This is a genomic window from Pseudomonas sp. TE50-2, from assembly GCF_040813665.1.
Classification (GTDB): domain Bacteria; phylum Pseudomonadota; class Gammaproteobacteria; order Pseudomonadales; family Pseudomonadaceae; genus Aquipseudomonas; species Aquipseudomonas soli.
On sequence record NZ_JBFNXN010000001.1, the window covers coordinates 1,287,688 to 1,302,422 of the forward strand.

Here is a 14,735-nt window from a genome sequence, read left to right on the forward strand (position 1 = left end):
CATTCCTAGAGCTTGCCGGTCAGGCTGTAGAGCGGTTCGAGCACCCACTCGTACAGATGCCGGGTTTCCTGCAGGACATCCGCCTCTAGCAGCATGCCCGCCTGCAAGGGCCGGGACTCACCGTAAGCCAGCACCGCCTGTTTCTGTATCTCCACGCGGATGCGATAGATCTGTTCGCCGTCGCCTCCCAGGCCCGGCACGGTCCCCACCACATTGGCAAGCTCGGCGGCCGAAAGCGTCGTTCTGGACACGGAAATCACCTGGCCACGGTGCTGGCCGAACTTTTGATAGGGATAGGCCTTGTAACGCAGCAACACGGCATCGCCTGCCCGGATGAAACCGATGGCCTTGCTGGGCGCATACAACTCGGCTTGCAGGTTGGCATCCGCCGGCACCAGGCTCATCAGCGATCGCGAACTGTCCACGACCTGCCCCGGCTCGGCCAGGATGGACGTGGCCACGCCTTGCTGCGGCGCCGTGATGACGAGCGAACGCTTGGCTTCGCTCTCGATAAGCGCCTGCTGCACCGACGACAGGGAGCGGCCGATGCTGGCCAGCTGATTGCCATGCAACGCGGCCAGCCCGGCCCGTTCGTGCTGGCGCTCGACCAACTGCTGCTTGAGCACCGTGGACTCGCGCACCAACCCCTGCAGGCTCCGGCGCTGACCAAGAAGCTCGGCCTGCCGCTGCTGCAACTGGTCCATGGAGATGTAGCCCTTGTCCATGAGGCCCTGGTAACGCTCCGCCGCATTGCCGGCCAGTTGCACAAGCCGCTGCTGGCTGGCGATTTGCTGGGCCAGCGTGTCCAGTTCCTGAGTCAGGCTTTGCAGTTTGCTGTCCAGGCTCAGCCGCGCTTCGACTTGCAGTTGCTGCTGCTTGCGCAGCTCTTCCTCCAAGGAATGACGCTGGCGCAGGAGCTGGTCGCTGACCTCTGCCTGGACAGGCCCCGAGTCGACCGAGCGCTCACTGGAAATCAGCAACAACCGAGCCCCCTGCTCTACCAGCTGACCCTCTTCGACGAAACGCTCCAGCACGACACCGTACTGCGGTGCGTGTATTTTCAACTGCCCGGATGACGGCACCAGTTGACCCGGGACTGTGCTGCGCCGGGTATAGCTGCCGTAGAAGAAAAAACTCACGACCATCACCGCGAGCAACAACGCCACGAGTGTCATCACCGTGAAGGAAACGGGCCGGACCAGCACGATGTCACCCAGCCAGTTGGTCTGCCGCGCGGCCAGCGCTTCGTGTCGAAACAAGGGGGCCTTACCTGTCACGCCGTCATCCTTTACCTGCCCGGGCGCCACGCCCTGGGCTCAACCCCGCAGGGCCTATCGTGTCAAGAGGTCGCCTTCGGTGGCCGATAAAAAATCGGTCACCGCACTAAATTTTTGACCTTACCGCTCGTCCCACCCCACCATGAGCAGAACCGCACACCCAGCCACTCGATTTTTACCATCCGCCGCCTGACAGTCGGCAACTGCAACACAAAGGGAACATGCGTTGAACATCACGGAACGAGAACATGACGTCATTCACTGCTTATCAAAAGGATTGACCAACAAGGAAATCGGGCAACAACTGGGTATCAGCCAACACACCGTCAGAGACCATTTGTCTTCGGTATTCAAGAAATTGAATATCAGCAGCCGTATTGAACTGGCGATTCTTATCAATGCGTCGAAAGTACCTGCGCACAACGCTTGATTATCCACACTCTTGAAGTTCAGGCCATCCTACACCTGTAGGGTGGCACTTTGGCATTACCGTGAGGTATAAACAGTCACTGCCCCGCCAGTTCGATACGCTGACTGGCCACTTCGGCACCCACCTGCCCACCACTGTCGAAACTACGCTTTCCCGATGAACGCCCCAGACAATAAAGCGGCTCAACTCAATGAGCTGCACGAAGTATTCGTCCCTTTCGACGCTGTACTTATCGAAGGCTGTGAAGTTGTTTATCTCAACGAGTCGCTGTGCCAACAACAGACTTCGGATGACGTACTCGCTTCTTACAGTTACTTGATCAAGCCCGAGGCCGTGCCGCGGTGCGACAGCGCACCGCGCAAGACTTTCATGGCTGAACGCTATGGCGGCGACGGCATTCTCAGCAACGGCGGTGGCGCGCGCTGCGGGTTCGATGGCACCTGGCAACTCAAGGGGCTGGGGGCCAATGCCCTGGTCGGTCATGATGTCGACGCGGGCCATGGGGATGGCAACCTGTCGCTGACCACCGCGCTCTATGAATCGATCTGGGCAGAGATCATCGAGTCGGTGCTGCCTTTCGGGGCGACGCGCACCGTGGCCATCCTCGACACCGGTCTGACCTATGACACGTGGAAAGGGGCGTTGAAACGCGGCCTTCTCGTGCGTCAGCCGGTTGTGCGCCCCGCGCATTTCATCAGGTCCGTTTACTTCAGACAGAAGCGCCTGGATGGTTTGGGCGAGGATGCGCTGCGGGTAAAACAGGCCATTCAGCGACTTGTCGAATTCCTCCCCGCGGCACCAGGCTCGACCGCCCAGATGCCCGCACTCGAACAACGCCTGCAAAGTGGCCTTGTTGAACTGGCCGACCGCTACGCCGAGCAATTCGCGGCTGCGCGGGCAAAGCACATCATCCATTTCAATGTCAGCGCATCCAATGTTTCACTTACAGGCGGCTGGCTGGACCTCAGCGGTATTTGCCTTTTCACTGACGACGCTATACACGACCGCTCCAGCATCGACCGCTTCAATACCGAATACCTGCCCGCCGTGCAAAGCCTGCAGAGCCTGTGTTACTACCTGGGCAAATATGCGGTCGTGACAGGCGACGTTTCGCTACGCCTTTGGCAAACGACTGCGGAGCACTTTACCCAACGCTACAACCACTACCTGCACCTGTATCAGGTCGCTCAGGCCGGGTTCCCGCTCTGGTTGTTGCGCGCGGTGGAAAATGCCCCGGAGTTCACCGCCTTTGCCACGGCACTGCACCGTGCTCTGGAACTTGACGAGTTCACGGTCACCTCCATAGCCGACGCAGTAGGTTGGGACGGATATGAACGCTGGAGTGGAGCGCTCTTTCACGCCCTGCTGGCCAGCCTGGACCAGGACACTGCAGCAGCCGGCCCAGCCTGGCTGGCGAGCAATCCCACCCTGGACGCTCAACTGCGCTCAAGTTACGGCCAGTTGTTTGACAGGGTTGTACAGGCAGCTGGCGATCACGGCATCGACCGCCGGCACTTGCACCTCGCCCTGCTGATCAATGCCACGCGGCTGAACCGCAGCCACCGCGTGCTGCATGAGCTGCAAAGCCAGATCGATGCCCTCGACGAGAAACCGGACGGTGACCGAAGAGCGGCCCTGCATGCCTTGCAAGACCACGCGCTGCTGGCGGCTCGCTTCAACCTCGGCCATGAACAGCCGGACGCCCTGCCGTTCTGGTCAACTGCCACGCTGGCCATCAGCTTCAACCCTGAAACCGGCTGCTTCACCTTACCAGGGCGTGCTGCACAAGCGCTGACCCTGGAGGCGCTGCTGGCCGAGGCCGATGGCGATGAAGAAATCAAACAAGCATTGAACTTCTACCCTGGCCTCGCGAGGTGAAAAGATGAACAGACATTACAACCTGCAGACCAGCTGCCGGGATCCCAAGCTCAATGACAAGGCGACGATGTTGGGCCATGCGGCCATGGTCATGGCCTCTTGCCGACGCTCTTCAAGCTTCCAGATACGCACGTTGTACTACTGGCTCGCACCCGCTATCGAGCACGCACAGATCATCATGCTCTTCGACTCGTCATCTGCCCCCCGAGGTTTTCTCATCTGGGCGCACCTGGCGCCCGATACCGAACAACGCTTTGTGCAGGACCCGAATTTCCTGTTGCACCCCAGCGAGTGGAATGAGGGGGGACGGGCCTGGGTGATCGATTTCTGCTTCCCTGGCGGCGCTGTCAAGGAAGCGCTTGCCATGTTCCGGAAGCATTTGCGCGAAGCCGGCGTCAGCCAGATTTCCTGGGCACGCAGACGCGCTGACTATTCGATCCGGCGCGTTGGAAGCTGCAGGACATGAATGTCCTGGCCGGAAAAAGGATCCACTCGCATAAATAGTTGTACACACAAACGTCACCATTGGTGCCATTTTTGTGTGCACTTTCACAAGGTAACGCCCCAATAAGTTACACATCAATCGCTATAAAATTTGACCAAATGATCAACTAATTCAACATCATAAATTTTAAACCTGTTCATTCGGTCAGTTTATAATCGACTACTTTCATTAACTTACCTACCAACTAGATCTATTCGAAATAAAAGCTACACCGCACTCCGATTCCCTCTGGCATGGAACTGGCTTTTGTGTGCTCGTGTTTTGTATACAAATTCAACAAAACATAAATACACAAGAACTCGCAGCGCCGCCCCATCGGCGGCCGTTGCGCCCAGAACCCAGTGATGCCAACGCCTGCACCGACGAGATGGCGAGCCCGTGCGCCAGCGCCCGCTCATCGCAGTCACGCGCATCAGGAGCCGCCGGAATGAGTAGCAGCCTCCCCCTTGCCCCTGAACTTTCCGTTGCCAGCACCCATCCCTCGACCACCAGCCTCGAAGGCCATCCGGCCGACCTCGAACTGAGCCCACGCCTGCACAACCGCGACCTCGCCCCGACCAAACTTGCGGGCCGCCGCTGGGGCGGCTACAGCATCTTCGCGCTGTGGACCAACGATGTGCACAACATCGCCAACTACTCGTTCGCCATGGGGCTGTTCGCCCTGGGCCTGGGCGGCTGGCAGATCCTGCTGTCGTTGGCGATCGGCGCGGCGCTGGTGTACTTCTTCATGAACCTGTCCGGCTACATGGGGCAGAAGACCGGCGTGCCGTTCCCGGTAATCAGTCGTATCGCCTTTGGTATCCACGGCGCGCAGATCCCGGCGCTGATCCGCGCGGTGATCGCCATCGCCTGGTTCGGCATCCAGACCTACCTGGCCTCGGTGGTGCTGCGCGTGCTGCTGACCGCGGTGTGGCCGCAGGTGGCGGCCTTTGATCACGACAGCATCCTCGGCCTGTCGAGCCTGGGCTGGGTGTGCTTCGTGGCGATCTGGCTGGTGCAGTTGGTGATCCTCGCCTATGGCATGGAAATGGTGCGCCGCTACGAGGCATTCGCCGGACCGGTGATCCTGCTCACCGTGGCCAGCCTCGCCGTGTTCATGTACTTCAAGGCCGATGCGCGCATCGCCTGGTCGGTGGCCGAGCCCCTGAGCGGCTACGAGATGTGGCGCAACATCTTCGCCGGCGGCGCGTTGTGGCTGGCGATCTACGGCACCCTGGTGCTCAACTTCTGCGACTTCGCCCGCAGCTCGCCATGCCGCAAGACCATCCGCGTCGGCAACTTCTGGGGCCTGCCGGTGAACATCCTGGTGTTCGCGGCGATCACCGTGGTGCTGTGCGGCGCGCAGTTCCAGATCAACGGCCAGATCATCGACAGCCCGACGCAGATCGTCGCCAGCATCCCCAACACCGCGTTCCTGGTGCTCGGTTGCCTGGCCTTCCTGATCGTCACCGTGGCGGTGAACATCATGGCCAACTTCGTTGCCCCGGCCTTCGTGCTCAGCAACCTGGCGCCGCGACACCTGAACTTCCGCCGCGCCGGGCTGATCAGCGCCACCCTGGCGGTGCTGATCCTGCCCTGGAACCTGTACAACAGCCCGCTGGTGATCGTGTACTTCCTCTCCGGCCTCGGCGCCCTGCTCGGCCCACTGTACGGGGTGATCATGGCCGACTACTGGCTGCTGCGCAGGGGCCGCATCAATGTGCCCGAGCTGTACAGCGAGAACCCCGCCGGCGCCTACCACTACACCAAGGGCATCAACCTGCGCGCCGTAGCGGCATTCATCCCCGCCGCGCTGCTGGCCATCGTCCTGGCCCTGGTACCCAACTTCCACAGTGTCGCGCCGTTCTCGTGGCTGATCGGTGCCGGCATCGCCGCCGCCGTGTACCTGCTGATCGCGCCGCGCCATGTCCAGTACCACGACGTCAGCGGTGAATGCATCGCCGTCGACCACAGCAGCCACTGAATTCAGGGAGATCTGTCATGCGTATTCTGATCGCCAACGTCAACACCACCGCCGCCATCACCGAAGCCATCGCCGAACAGGCGCGCAGCGTGGCCGCGCCCGGCACCGAGATCGTCGGCCTGACCCCGTGGTTCGGCGCCGAGTCGGTGGAAGGCAATTTCGAAAGCTACCTGGCCGCCATCGCGGTGATGGACCGGGTGCTGGCCTACGACCAGCCCTTTGACGCCGTGATCCAGGCCGGCTACGGCGAGCATGGCCGCGAAGGCCTGCAAGAGCTGCTGGACGTGCCGGTGGTGGACATCACCGATGCCGCCGCCAGCACCGCCATGTACCTGGGCCACGCCTACTCGGTAGTGACCACCCTGGACCGCACCGTGCCGTTGATCGAGGACCGCCTGAAACTGTCCGGGCTATACGAGCGCTGCGCCTCGGTGCGCGCCAGCGGCCTGGCGGTGCTCGAACTGGAGGCCGATCCACGGCGTGCGGTGGAGGCCATCGTCGAGCAGGCCGAGCGGGCTGTGCGCGAGGACAAGGCCGAGGTGATCTGCCTGGGATGCGGCGGCATGGCCGGGCTCGATGAGCAGATTCGCCAGCGCACCGGGGTGCCGGTAGTGGACGGTGTGAGCGCGGCGGTGACCATTGCCGAGTCACTGGTGAAGTTGGGGTTGAGCACCTCCAAGGTACGTACCTATGCCACGCCGAGGGTGAAGAAAGTGGTGGGCTGGCCGATGCGCTTCGGGCGCTGAGAGACTCGGCGCCTGCTTAGGCCCTATCGCCGGCAAGCCGGCTCCCACAGGACACTGCAGCCCTTGTGGGAGCCGGCTTGCCGGCGATAGGGTCAGTTTCGTCAGCGCAACAGCCGTGCCAGTCGCTCGCCACTGCCACACGCCAAGGTGAACCCCAGCGCACCATGCCCCAGGTTCAACCACAGGTTGCGATACCGTGTGGCCTCGATGATCGGCACCCCGGTCGGCGTCGCCGGCCGCATCCCCGCCCACTCCACCGCCTGCCCGTAATCAGCGGCCTGTGGCAGGGTCTCGCGCGCCAACCGGCGCATGCTCGCGAGCCTGCCGGCGTCCACCGCCTCGTCATAACCGACGATGTCTACCATCGCCGCCACCCGCAGTTGATCGTCCAATCGGGCATAGACAATCTTGCGTTCGTAGTCGGTGATGCTCACCTCGGGCGCCCGGTGCGTGGCACCGACCGGCGCGGTCAGGCTGTAGCCCTTCAATGGGTAGACAGGCAGCCGCAAGCCGGGCAAGGCCAGGCCGGCGCTAAGGTGCCCGGCGCTGAGCACCAGGCGCTGCACCTCCAGCTGCTCACCGCCCAGCTCCAGCGCGGCCACACGATCATCGCGCGCTATCAGCCGGGTCACCGGCCGCCCCAACAGCAACCGGCACTGCCCTGATGCCTGCAGGCGCTCGGCCAGGCGCAGGCAGAAGCGGTGACAGTCGGCGACCTCCTCGTCTGCCGTGAACACGCCGCCCACGAAAGGGGCTTCGGCAAGCGCCGGGTCGAGCCCGCGCAGATCGGCGGCATTCAAAACCCGTTGCGTGTCGGGATCCAGCAGGTGTTGGCGGCCGTGCTCGAATGCGCGCTGGGTTCGGAACGCGACCAGCTTGCCATTGCGTCGCCAGGCGAAGCCATCGAGGCCGTCCTCTTCACGCCAGCGGGCGAGAGCGGCCTGGCTTTGCAAGGCCAGATCCAGCAACTGGGCGGCATTGCGCCGATTGATCCGGGTACGGCAGGCCATGACAAAGGCCGCCAGCCAGCGCCACTGCGCGGTATCCAAACGTAGCCGCAGACGTAGCGGCGAATCGCCGCGCAACAGCCAGCCCAGCGCTTGCCATGGCACCCCGGCATCGGCCAGCGGCGCCACGTAGCGATATGACAACTGCCCGCCATTGGCGAAGCTGGTCGCGCTGGCCAGGGTGTCGCGGGCTTCGACCAGGTCGACCTGCCAGCCTTCGCGTACCAGTGCATAGGCCGTGGCCAGCCCGACAACGCCGCCACCGATCACCGTTACCCGCTCCATCGGCACATCCCTGCCCAGCCCAGAAAGCCAGACAGTAACAGCAGGTCAGGTCGGGCAGCCAGGTTCGCCGTTATCAAGGCCCTGGCGCACGTTACGGCTGAGCAGCGTCGCCTTGCCATCGCGCCAGGTCAGCGTGAGCACGTACAGGGAGTCGAAATCGTCGCGATGCCAGTCCTCGGTGAGCACCCGGTCTTCGCCCAGGGCCTTGCCGGCCACGGTGTTGATCAACTCCGGCAGATACCCCCGCGACCAGGCGGTGTAGACCGTCGCATTGCGATACTTGTCACTGAGCAGTTCGTCGGCCAGCGCGGCCGTGTCATTGGCGCCGTAGTCGATATTGACCGGCAAACCGAGGCGGATGGCGGCGGGGCTGATGGTCATCAACGGGCGGATGTAACTGTAGCGCTCGTCCTGGCTGCCCTCCTCGACACCTCGTGAAGGGTTGGCGGCGAAGACATAGTCGGCATCGCCGAAACGCTCGGGCAACAGGGTGGCCAGGTCCAGGGCGCGGTTCAGGCCCTGGCAGTTCAACTGCCCGAGGCCCTCGCCGGGCTTCTCGGCGTGGCGCAGGAAGACCAGGGTCTGGGTCCCGTCGACCGGCTGCGCCCGGCTCTCGACCACATCCAGGGCCAGCGGCACGGCGGCGGCGACGAGCGTCAGGCTCAACAACAGGTGGCGGCGACGGCGAAGGAAGGCTGGCAGCTTCATACAGGGCGGACTCTATGTGGCACTGGATATCGGGTTGCCCCGCCATATGTCCCTGTCGTGATCGCCATCCTTGGCAGCGAGTGAGGCTCAGAGTGCCTGCGGCCCGTTTGGTTCCTCCATGACTGCACATACCTTCCTTGGACAATCAGCACCTTAGCGCATCGGTGTTGCTGAATTATTGCGCGCGGTTCAATCGTCGCGGGTCAGACGCGAAGAATTGAACCGATCCATTTCAAGAGCAACGTCATAGCGCATCTGTATAGCGGTCTCGAAAAACAACCAGACATATACCCAACACGATAGCGAAGGACTTCCACAACACCACATCAACCCCATTGAGCGTTTCACGATGCAAGAACAGCATACCCAGCGCCCCGGCAGTGAACAGGCTCAAGCCAAGCCATGTACGCAGCCGGGGAGACCTCAGCCAACGATCGATGGCAAAACCTATGAATAGCGACAGGGCTACCTGGACAGGATCCTCGTACATTGGCGGTTACTACCCAGGGACGACCATTGATATCGAAGGTGGCACGATAGCTCCGGCAATACCGTATCAAACACCCGTAGACGTCCGATAAGCAGGTGGGAAACTTCCTAAATCAAGCAACTAACATCACAGCGCAAACTCTTCATCAGCCGCTTCCCAGGCATGAGGGGCCTTGAAGGACTTAATGAACTTGATGTTCTGCCATTTGTACACCGAGTAAACGCGCAAGCTGCCCATCAATCGTCGCGGGTCAGCACTTCCAGCAACTCGATCTCGAACGTAAGGTCCGAATTCGGCGGAATCGCACCGACCGAGCGTTCGCCATAACCCAGGTGCGCCGGTACCTGCAGCTTGCGCTTGCCACCCACACGCATGCCCATCAGGCCCTGGTCCCAACCCTTGATCACCCGGCCGGTACCGATGACGCACTGAAAGGGTTTGCCGCGTGCCCAGGAGGAATCGAATTCACGGCCGTCAGCCAGGGTGCCGCGGTACTGGGTAGTGATCAGCGCACCCTTGACCACGGCCTTGCCGTCGCCTTCCTGTAGATCGATGACTTGCAGCTCACTGCTCATGGCAGGTTCCTCGAAGCGGTTTTTCGTGGCCGCCGTTTTCTCAGGAATGCGCAGGTTTGGCAAGACGAGCCGTGTCAGGTGGGGGCGAACTGGTCGAAGACCTGTTGGCCGGTGAGTTTCTTGGTCTCGTTCTTGAAGCAATACCAGGCGGGCTGTTCGTCAACGAATATCTGCTCGGTGAAGCTCCAGTCACCCTCGCCATCAAGCAGGCCAACCGGTACGACGTACATGTCGCTCTCTTTCAGGCGGTAGAACAGGTGCGTGCCGCACTGGCCGCAGAAGCCGCGCTGGGCCCAGGGAGAGGAATCATAGGCGATGGGCGCCGGGCCTTCGATGGCTGGGGGCTCGGTGCATTGCACTGCCAGCAGCGGGCCGCCGGTCCATTTGCGGCACATGCTGCAATGGCAAGCGCTGACATGGTTATTCTCGAGCGTGACACTCAGTCGGGTTTTGCCGCAGAGGCAACTGCCTTGCTTTTCCAGTGACATGGCCCGGGCTCCTTGCTGTTGTTCTTGGGGACTTGGAGTATAGGGTCCGGCCGGTCAAGAGCAAGAACGCGTGTCGATGGGGCTGGGCGGCCCCGACAACGCCATCGTCAGGCAGCACGCCCAATCGGATAGAACGTGCCCCGGCTCCAAACCCCAAGCCACTCCTCCCCGTCGATCTCGCGCGGCACCGCCAGTTCCACCAGCTGGTAGAACACGTTGCGATGGACCAGCGCCTCGAGATTGCCGCGCATCAGCACATAGGGCGAAGGCTCTTGGGTGACGGGATCGAGCTCGACCCGCAGCGGATGGTCCGGCCCGGCCTCGACCAGGTCCTCGACGTTGCTGGTGAAGCGCAATACCTGCTGCTCGCCACTGCCCTGCACGTCGAGCAACACAGCCACGAACGGCGCGTCATCCACCGTGATACCGACCTTCTCCACCGGCGTGACCAGGAAGTAGTCGTCGCCATCGCGGCGAATGATGGTGGAGAACAGCCGCACCATCGGCTTGCGGCCAATCGGCGTGCCCAGGTAGTACCAGGTGCCGTCACGCGCGATGCGCATGTCGATGTCGCCGCAGAAATCCGGGTTCCACAGGTGCACCGGGGGCAGCCCCTTGTGCGCGGGGATCTGCGCCAGCAGATCGCTGGCCTTGCCGGAATCGCTCATGACTCGCTCGCTCAGTTGCTCATGCCCAGGAGGCTACGAGCGTACTCGCGCATTGGCGCGGCAAGCAAATCCTGTGGCGTGTTGTCGTGGAACGTCAACAAACCGCCGCGACTCTTGATCCGGGCCGTGTCGATCAGATAACGGGTGCTGGTCTCGATCAGCATCATCTGTACCACGCCACGGTCCCAGCCCAGGCGGTCGACGGCCTGCTCGTCATACCATTCGTCACCGTTGCCGATACGGTCGTCGGTGCGGGCGAAACGGGTGTACAGCACGTAATCGGCGCCGACCGAACGGGCTTCGGCGATCGCGTCCTCAAGCCCCAGGGGGCCTTGGGCACGGCGCACCAACGGGAAGTACTCGACGAAACTCTTGAAGGCCTCCTCGGCCACTGCGTTCTGCCGTGGTACCGGCCCCTTGCCCGGTGGCACGAAGGCGCCCTGGCCGATGAAGATGAACGAGTCCGGCTGCAAGCGGATCGACAGGGTACGAGTGGTGTCGCTGTGATCCAGCAGGCCCGCATCACTCATGTGGTAACGGACGCCCTCGCCCATATCGCTGACATTCATGCAGCCGCCCAACGCCATCAGCGCCAGCAGCAAGACCAGGCTACGCATCTTTCCTCCAGAAACCGGTGACGAAAAACCGGCGAATAGCCGCAGGATGCAGCTTTTGCGCCAGAGTCAGCCACCGATCACCTTCATCACCATCACATCACCGGAAAATGCCACATCCTGCTTGTCCGCCAGGGCCTTCACCAATAACCGCTGCAATGCCGGAAGCGCTTGATGACGGGGCTTGTCGAGCAGGTCACCGACAAAATGACGGTTACTCGACGACAGGCAACCATGCAGCCAGCCGGTGGACGACAGACGCAGGCGCGAGCAACTGCGGCAGAATGGCACGCTCTCGTTGGCGATCACCCCGAAATGACCTTTGCCGGGAATGCGATAGCGCAAGGCCGTGGCATCCAGCGGGCGTGGCGCCTGTTCATAGGCATGGGACTGTCCGATCAGCGCCAGCAGTTGTTCCAGGCCTACGAACTGCTGCAGGAAGGCGTTGCCATCACGCGCCAGGTGGCCCATGCGCATCAGCTCGATGAAACGCAGCTCGTAGCCGCGCTCGAGGCAGTAGTCGAGTAGCGGCAGCACCTGGTCGAGATTCTGCCCGCGCATGGGCACCATGTTGACCTTGATCGTCATCCCCGCGTCACTGGCCTGGGCCATGCCCGCCAGCACGCTGGCCAGGTCGCCGCCGCGGGCAATGCGGCGAAAGGCCGTGGCATCGAGGGTGTCGAGCGAGACGTTGAGCCGGCGGATACCTGCGTCGCGCAGCAGCGGGAGCTTGCGGGCGAGCAATTGGCCGTTGGTGGTCAGGCTGATGTCCTCGAGCCCCAACCCGGCCACCGCGCCGAGGAAGGCCTCCAGGCGCGGGCTCACCAGCGGCTCGCCACCGGTAATCCGCAGCCGCTCCACCCCGGCCGCCTCGACCAGGTACGCCACGCCGCGCGCCAGGGCATCCGCCGTGAGCTCGTCCTGCGCCGCCACCAGGCGCTTGCCGTCAGGCACACAGTAGGTGCAGGCATAGTTGCAGGCAGCAGTCAGGCTGACGCGCAGGTTGCGAAAGCGCCTGCCTTGACGATCGACGATCATGGATGACTCCGGCATGGATGAATCGGGCCGGCAAAACCTGACTCAAAAATCAGGTTTTTGCAAGCCTTCCTGTCGAAGCCTTGAAGCGAAAATGCCTGGCGAAGGTCGACAGGCATCTTGCGAGGGCTTTAGTTCGCGCCTTCCGGATCGCGCTTGCGCTTGTTGCCCATGCGCACGCCGATGTCCATGAGGAACTGGAAGAAGCCCTCCTGGTCCTCAAGCACGTTGCTCCAGAACGGCGAGTGATACAGCGCCACGGCGCCATGGACCAGGGCCCAAGCCGCGCAATAATGGAAGTATGGCGGCACGTCCTCGAGCTTGCCCTCGCTGATGCGCCCCTTGATCAATTGCGTGAGGCGGTCGAAGTTGGAGGCACGGATGCTGTGCAACTGCTCGACCATTTCCGGCACCTGGTTGCCCTTGACCACCTTTTCTTCCAGGCGGTCGAACAGCCGGTAACGCTGCGGGTCACGCATGCGGAACTCGAAGTAGGCGCGCGACAGGGCTTCCTTGTCGCGGTCGACGTCAGCCGAGTGCAGCAGCGCGTTCAGGTCGCGCTCGTAGTCGAGCATCAGGCGCAGGTAGATTTCCGCCTTGGACTTGAAGTGCTTGTAGATCGTGCCTTTGCCGATGCCCACGGCGTCGGCGATCATCTCGACGGTGACGCTGTCTTCACCTTGTTCGAGAAACAGCTTGAGCGCCGTGTCGAGGATCTCTTGTTCGCGACGGCGAAACTCACGGACCTTGCGAGGTTCTTTCTGCATAAGAAGGACTGGGATGACAATCGAAGCGGATTATTATGCCTAACTGGCGGCAAAATGCACGGATCTTCCAACCATGTCTGTGTTTCTTGATGAGTTCGAGCAGGCGCCGGGCCTGTGTTACCTGAACCACGCGGCAATCGGCCCCTGGCCACGCCGGGCCGCCGAGGCCGTGGCAAGCTTCGCCCGTGACAATGTACGCCTGGGTGCCAGCGGTTATCCGGCCTGGCTGGCCACCGAGCGACGCCTGCGCGACCGCCTGGCACGCCTGCTCAATGCCCCCACCAGCGGTGATATCGCCCTGGTGGGCAACACCTCCCAAGCGCTGTCGCTGGTGGCCTTCGGCCTGGACTGGCAGCCCGGCGACCAGGTCGTCATCAGCGACGAGGAGTTCCCCTCCAACCGCGTGGTCTGGCAAGCGCTGGCCAACCATGGCGTCGAGGTGATCGAGGCGAGCCTGGCCGGTGCCGACCCGGAAGCGGCGTTGCTCGCCGCCTGCGGTCCACGGGCGCGACTGCTCTCGGTCAGCGCCGTGCAGTTTGCCAGCGGCCTGCGCCTGGACCTGGCGCGCCTCGGCGCCGCCTGCCGCCAGCGCGGCGTGCTGTTGTGCATCGACGCGATCCAGCAGGTGGGCGCCCTGCCCTTCGATGTACAGCGTTATCAGTGCGACTTCGCCATGGCCGACGGCCACAAGTGGATGCTCGGCCCAGAGGGGTTGGGCGTGTTCTATTGCCGTAGCGAACTGCGCAGACAGTTGAAACTGCACGCCTATGGCTGGCACATGCTGGAACACCTCGGCGACTTCGAGCGCCGTGAGTGGCAACCGGCACGCAGCGCGCGGCGCTTCGAATGCGGCAGCCCGAACATGCTCGGCGCCTGCGCGCTGGAAGCGAGCCTGTCGCTGCTGGAAGATGTGGGCATGGTGGTGGTCGCCGAACAGTTGGGGCTGCGGGTCGAGCAACTGCATCAAGGTTTACTGGCGATCCCCGGCGTGCAGGTGCACAGCCCGGCTGATTCTTCACGGCGGGCAGGGATCGTCAGCTTCAGCATCGATGGCCACGCCAACGCCGACATTTATCGAGCCTTGGGCAGCAACGGGGTGATTTGCGCCCTGCGCGGTCCGGGCGTGCGGTTTTCCCCACATTTCTATACCGACCAGCGCCTGATCGACGAAGTACTGCGCCAGGTTCGCCAATTGGCAATGCATTGATCGCGCAAGGGGCTGCGCACGTATTCCAAATCTGTTTAAAAAACGATCAACAGCCGCTGGCAGCGCGCCAATCCTGGCCAATACTTGAAGTG

Annotated in this window: 15 protein-coding genes; 6 read left to right on the forward strand and 9 right to left on the reverse strand. The window is 62.4% G+C overall.

Annotation, left to right across the window (positions count from 1 at the left end; all coding sequences use genetic code 11):
• Positions 1 to 5 precede the first annotated feature (5 nt).
• Positions 6 to 1,259 (reverse strand): HlyD family secretion protein, encoded by a 1,254-nt coding sequence (locus tag AAHK21_RS05690; RefSeq protein WP_367856685.1) that lies wholly within the window; start codon positions 1,257 to 1,259, stop codon positions 6 to 8.
• A 244-nt stretch (positions 1,260 to 1,503) separates the two neighbouring features.
• Here AAHK21_RS05690 and AAHK21_RS05695 point away from each other — a divergent pair, with 244 nt between their 5' ends.
• From AAHK21_RS05695 to AAHK21_RS05715, 5 genes are all read left to right on the forward strand, one after another.
• Positions 1,504 to 1,707 (forward strand): response regulator transcription factor, encoded by a 204-nt coding sequence (locus AAHK21_RS05695; protein WP_094010633.1) that lies wholly within the window; start codon positions 1,504 to 1,506, stop codon positions 1,705 to 1,707.
• A 156-nt stretch (positions 1,708 to 1,863) separates the two neighbouring features.
• Positions 1,864 to 3,585, forward strand: a complete 1,722-nt coding sequence (locus tag AAHK21_RS05700) for a hypothetical protein (RefSeq protein WP_367856686.1) — start codon at positions 1,864 to 1,866, stop codon at positions 3,583 to 3,585.
• A gap of 4 nt (positions 3,586 to 3,589) precedes the next feature.
• Positions 3,590 to 4,051, forward strand: coding sequence for a toxin-activating lysine-acyltransferase (locus tag AAHK21_RS05705; protein WP_367856687.1), 462 nt, complete (start codon positions 3,590 to 3,592; stop codon positions 4,049 to 4,051).
• Between the two features lie 466 nt (positions 4,052 to 4,517).
• The gene (locus AAHK21_RS05710) at positions 4,518 to 6,053 is read left to right on the forward strand and encodes an NCS1 family nucleobase:cation symporter-1 (RefSeq protein ID WP_046856516.1); all 1,536 of its coding nucleotides are present in this window, start codon (positions 4,518 to 4,520) and stop codon (positions 6,051 to 6,053) included.
• A gap of 17 nt (positions 6,054 to 6,070) precedes the next feature.
• Positions 6,071 to 6,799, forward strand: coding sequence for an aspartate/glutamate racemase family protein (locus AAHK21_RS05715; protein WP_367856688.1), 729 nt, complete (start codon positions 6,071 to 6,073; stop codon positions 6,797 to 6,799).
• Between the two features lie 101 nt (positions 6,800 to 6,900).
• Here the strand turns inward: AAHK21_RS05715 and AAHK21_RS05720 are convergent, their stop codons facing one another.
• The 8 genes from AAHK21_RS05720 to AAHK21_RS05755 all read right to left on the reverse strand — a co-directional run bounded on the left by AAHK21_RS05720 (position 6,901) and on the right by AAHK21_RS05755 (position 13,436).
• Positions 6,901 to 8,091: a D-amino acid dehydrogenase gene (locus tag AAHK21_RS05720; RefSeq protein WP_367856689.1), complete on the reverse strand. Its 1,191-nt coding sequence runs from the start codon at positions 8,089 to 8,091 to the stop codon at positions 6,901 to 6,903.
• 45 nt (positions 8,092 to 8,136) lie between these two features.
• Positions 8,137 to 8,799 carry a hypothetical protein gene (locus AAHK21_RS05725; protein ID WP_023629101.1) on the reverse strand — a complete coding sequence of 221 codons (663 nt, stop codon included), beginning with the start codon at positions 8,797 to 8,799 and terminating at the stop codon, positions 8,137 to 8,139.
• Between the two features lie 726 nt (positions 8,800 to 9,525).
• A complete protein-coding gene (locus tag AAHK21_RS05730) occupies positions 9,526 to 9,864 on the reverse strand; it encodes an FKBP-type peptidyl-prolyl cis-trans isomerase (RefSeq protein ID WP_110703933.1) in 339 nt (112 codons plus the stop codon).
• A gap of 74 nt (positions 9,865 to 9,938) precedes the next feature.
• Entirely contained in the window at positions 9,939 to 10,352 is a 414-nt protein-coding gene (locus AAHK21_RS05735; RefSeq protein ID WP_367856690.1) for a GFA family protein, read from the reverse strand.
• 107 nt (positions 10,353 to 10,459) lie between these two features.
• Positions 10,460 to 11,020, reverse strand: coding sequence for a DUF1285 domain-containing protein (locus tag AAHK21_RS05740; protein ID WP_046856523.1), 561 nt, complete (start codon positions 11,018 to 11,020; stop codon positions 10,460 to 10,462).
• Positions 11,021 to 11,031: 11 nt separating this feature from the next.
• Complete coding sequence (locus AAHK21_RS05745) at positions 11,032 to 11,637, reverse strand: DUF4823 domain-containing protein (RefSeq protein ID WP_023629097.1); 606 nt, start codon at positions 11,635 to 11,637, stop codon at positions 11,032 to 11,034.
• A 66-nt stretch (positions 11,638 to 11,703) separates the two neighbouring features.
• Positions 11,704 to 12,672 carry a GTP 3',8-cyclase MoaA gene (locus AAHK21_RS05750; protein ID WP_367856691.1) on the reverse strand — a complete coding sequence of 323 codons (969 nt, stop codon included), beginning with the start codon at positions 12,670 to 12,672 and terminating at the stop codon, positions 11,704 to 11,706.
• Between the two features lie 128 nt (positions 12,673 to 12,800).
• Entirely contained in the window at positions 12,801 to 13,436 is a 636-nt protein-coding gene (locus AAHK21_RS05755; protein WP_023630645.1) for a TetR/AcrR family transcriptional regulator, read from the reverse strand.
• A gap of 73 nt (positions 13,437 to 13,509) precedes the next feature.
• On the opposite strand from AAHK21_RS05755, the gene AAHK21_RS05760 reads away from it, so the two are divergent.
• Positions 13,510 to 14,643, forward strand: a complete 1,134-nt coding sequence (locus AAHK21_RS05760; protein WP_367856692.1) for an aminotransferase class V-fold PLP-dependent enzyme — start codon at positions 13,510 to 13,512, stop codon at positions 14,641 to 14,643.
• Positions 14,644 to 14,735 lie beyond the last annotated feature (92 nt).

Bases quoted from the DNA above. Each gene is read 5' to 3' on its own strand.
- AAHK21_RS05715 (WP_367856688.1), top strand. From the start codon at position 6,071: ATGCGTATTCTGATCGCCAACGTCAACACCACCGCCGCCATCACCGAA.
- AAHK21_RS05705 (WP_367856687.1), top strand. From the start codon at position 3,590: ATGAACAGACATTACAACCTGCAGACCAGCTGCCGGGATCCCAAGCTC.
- AAHK21_RS05735 (WP_367856690.1), bottom strand. From the start codon at position 10,352: ATGTCACTGGAAAAGCAAGGCAGTTGCCTCTGCGGCAAAACCCGACTG.
- AAHK21_RS05755 (WP_023630645.1), bottom strand. From the start codon at position 13,436: ATGCAGAAAGAACCTCGCAAGGTCCGTGAGTTTCGCCGTCGCGAACAA.
- AAHK21_RS05745 (WP_023629097.1), bottom strand. From the start codon at position 11,637: ATGCGTAGCCTGGTCTTGCTGCTGGCGCTGATGGCGTTGGGCGGCTGC.
- AAHK21_RS05725 (WP_023629101.1), bottom strand. From the start codon at position 8,799: ATGAAGCTGCCAGCCTTCCTTCGCCGTCGCCGCCACCTGTTGTTGAGC.
- AAHK21_RS05720 (WP_367856689.1), bottom strand. From the start codon at position 8,091: ATGGAGCGGGTAACGGTGATCGGTGGCGGCGTTGTCGGGCTGGCCACG.
- AAHK21_RS05750 (WP_367856691.1), bottom strand. From the start codon at position 12,672: ATGATCGTCGATCGTCAAGGCAGGCGCTTTCGCAACCTGCGCGTCAGC.
- AAHK21_RS05760 (WP_367856692.1), top strand. From the start codon at position 13,510: ATGTCTGTGTTTCTTGATGAGTTCGAGCAGGCGCCGGGCCTGTGTTAC.
- AAHK21_RS05710 (WP_046856516.1), top strand. From the start codon at position 4,518: ATGAGTAGCAGCCTCCCCCTTGCCCCTGAACTTTCCGTTGCCAGCACC.
- AAHK21_RS05740 (WP_046856523.1), bottom strand. From the start codon at position 11,020: ATGAGCGATTCCGGCAAGGCCAGCGATCTGCTGGCGCAGATCCCCGCG.
- AAHK21_RS05730 (WP_110703933.1), bottom strand. From the start codon at position 9,864: ATGAGCAGTGAGCTGCAAGTCATCGATCTACAGGAAGGCGACGGCAAG.
- AAHK21_RS05700 (WP_367856686.1), top strand. From the start codon at position 1,864: ATGAACGCCCCAGACAATAAAGCGGCTCAACTCAATGAGCTGCACGAA.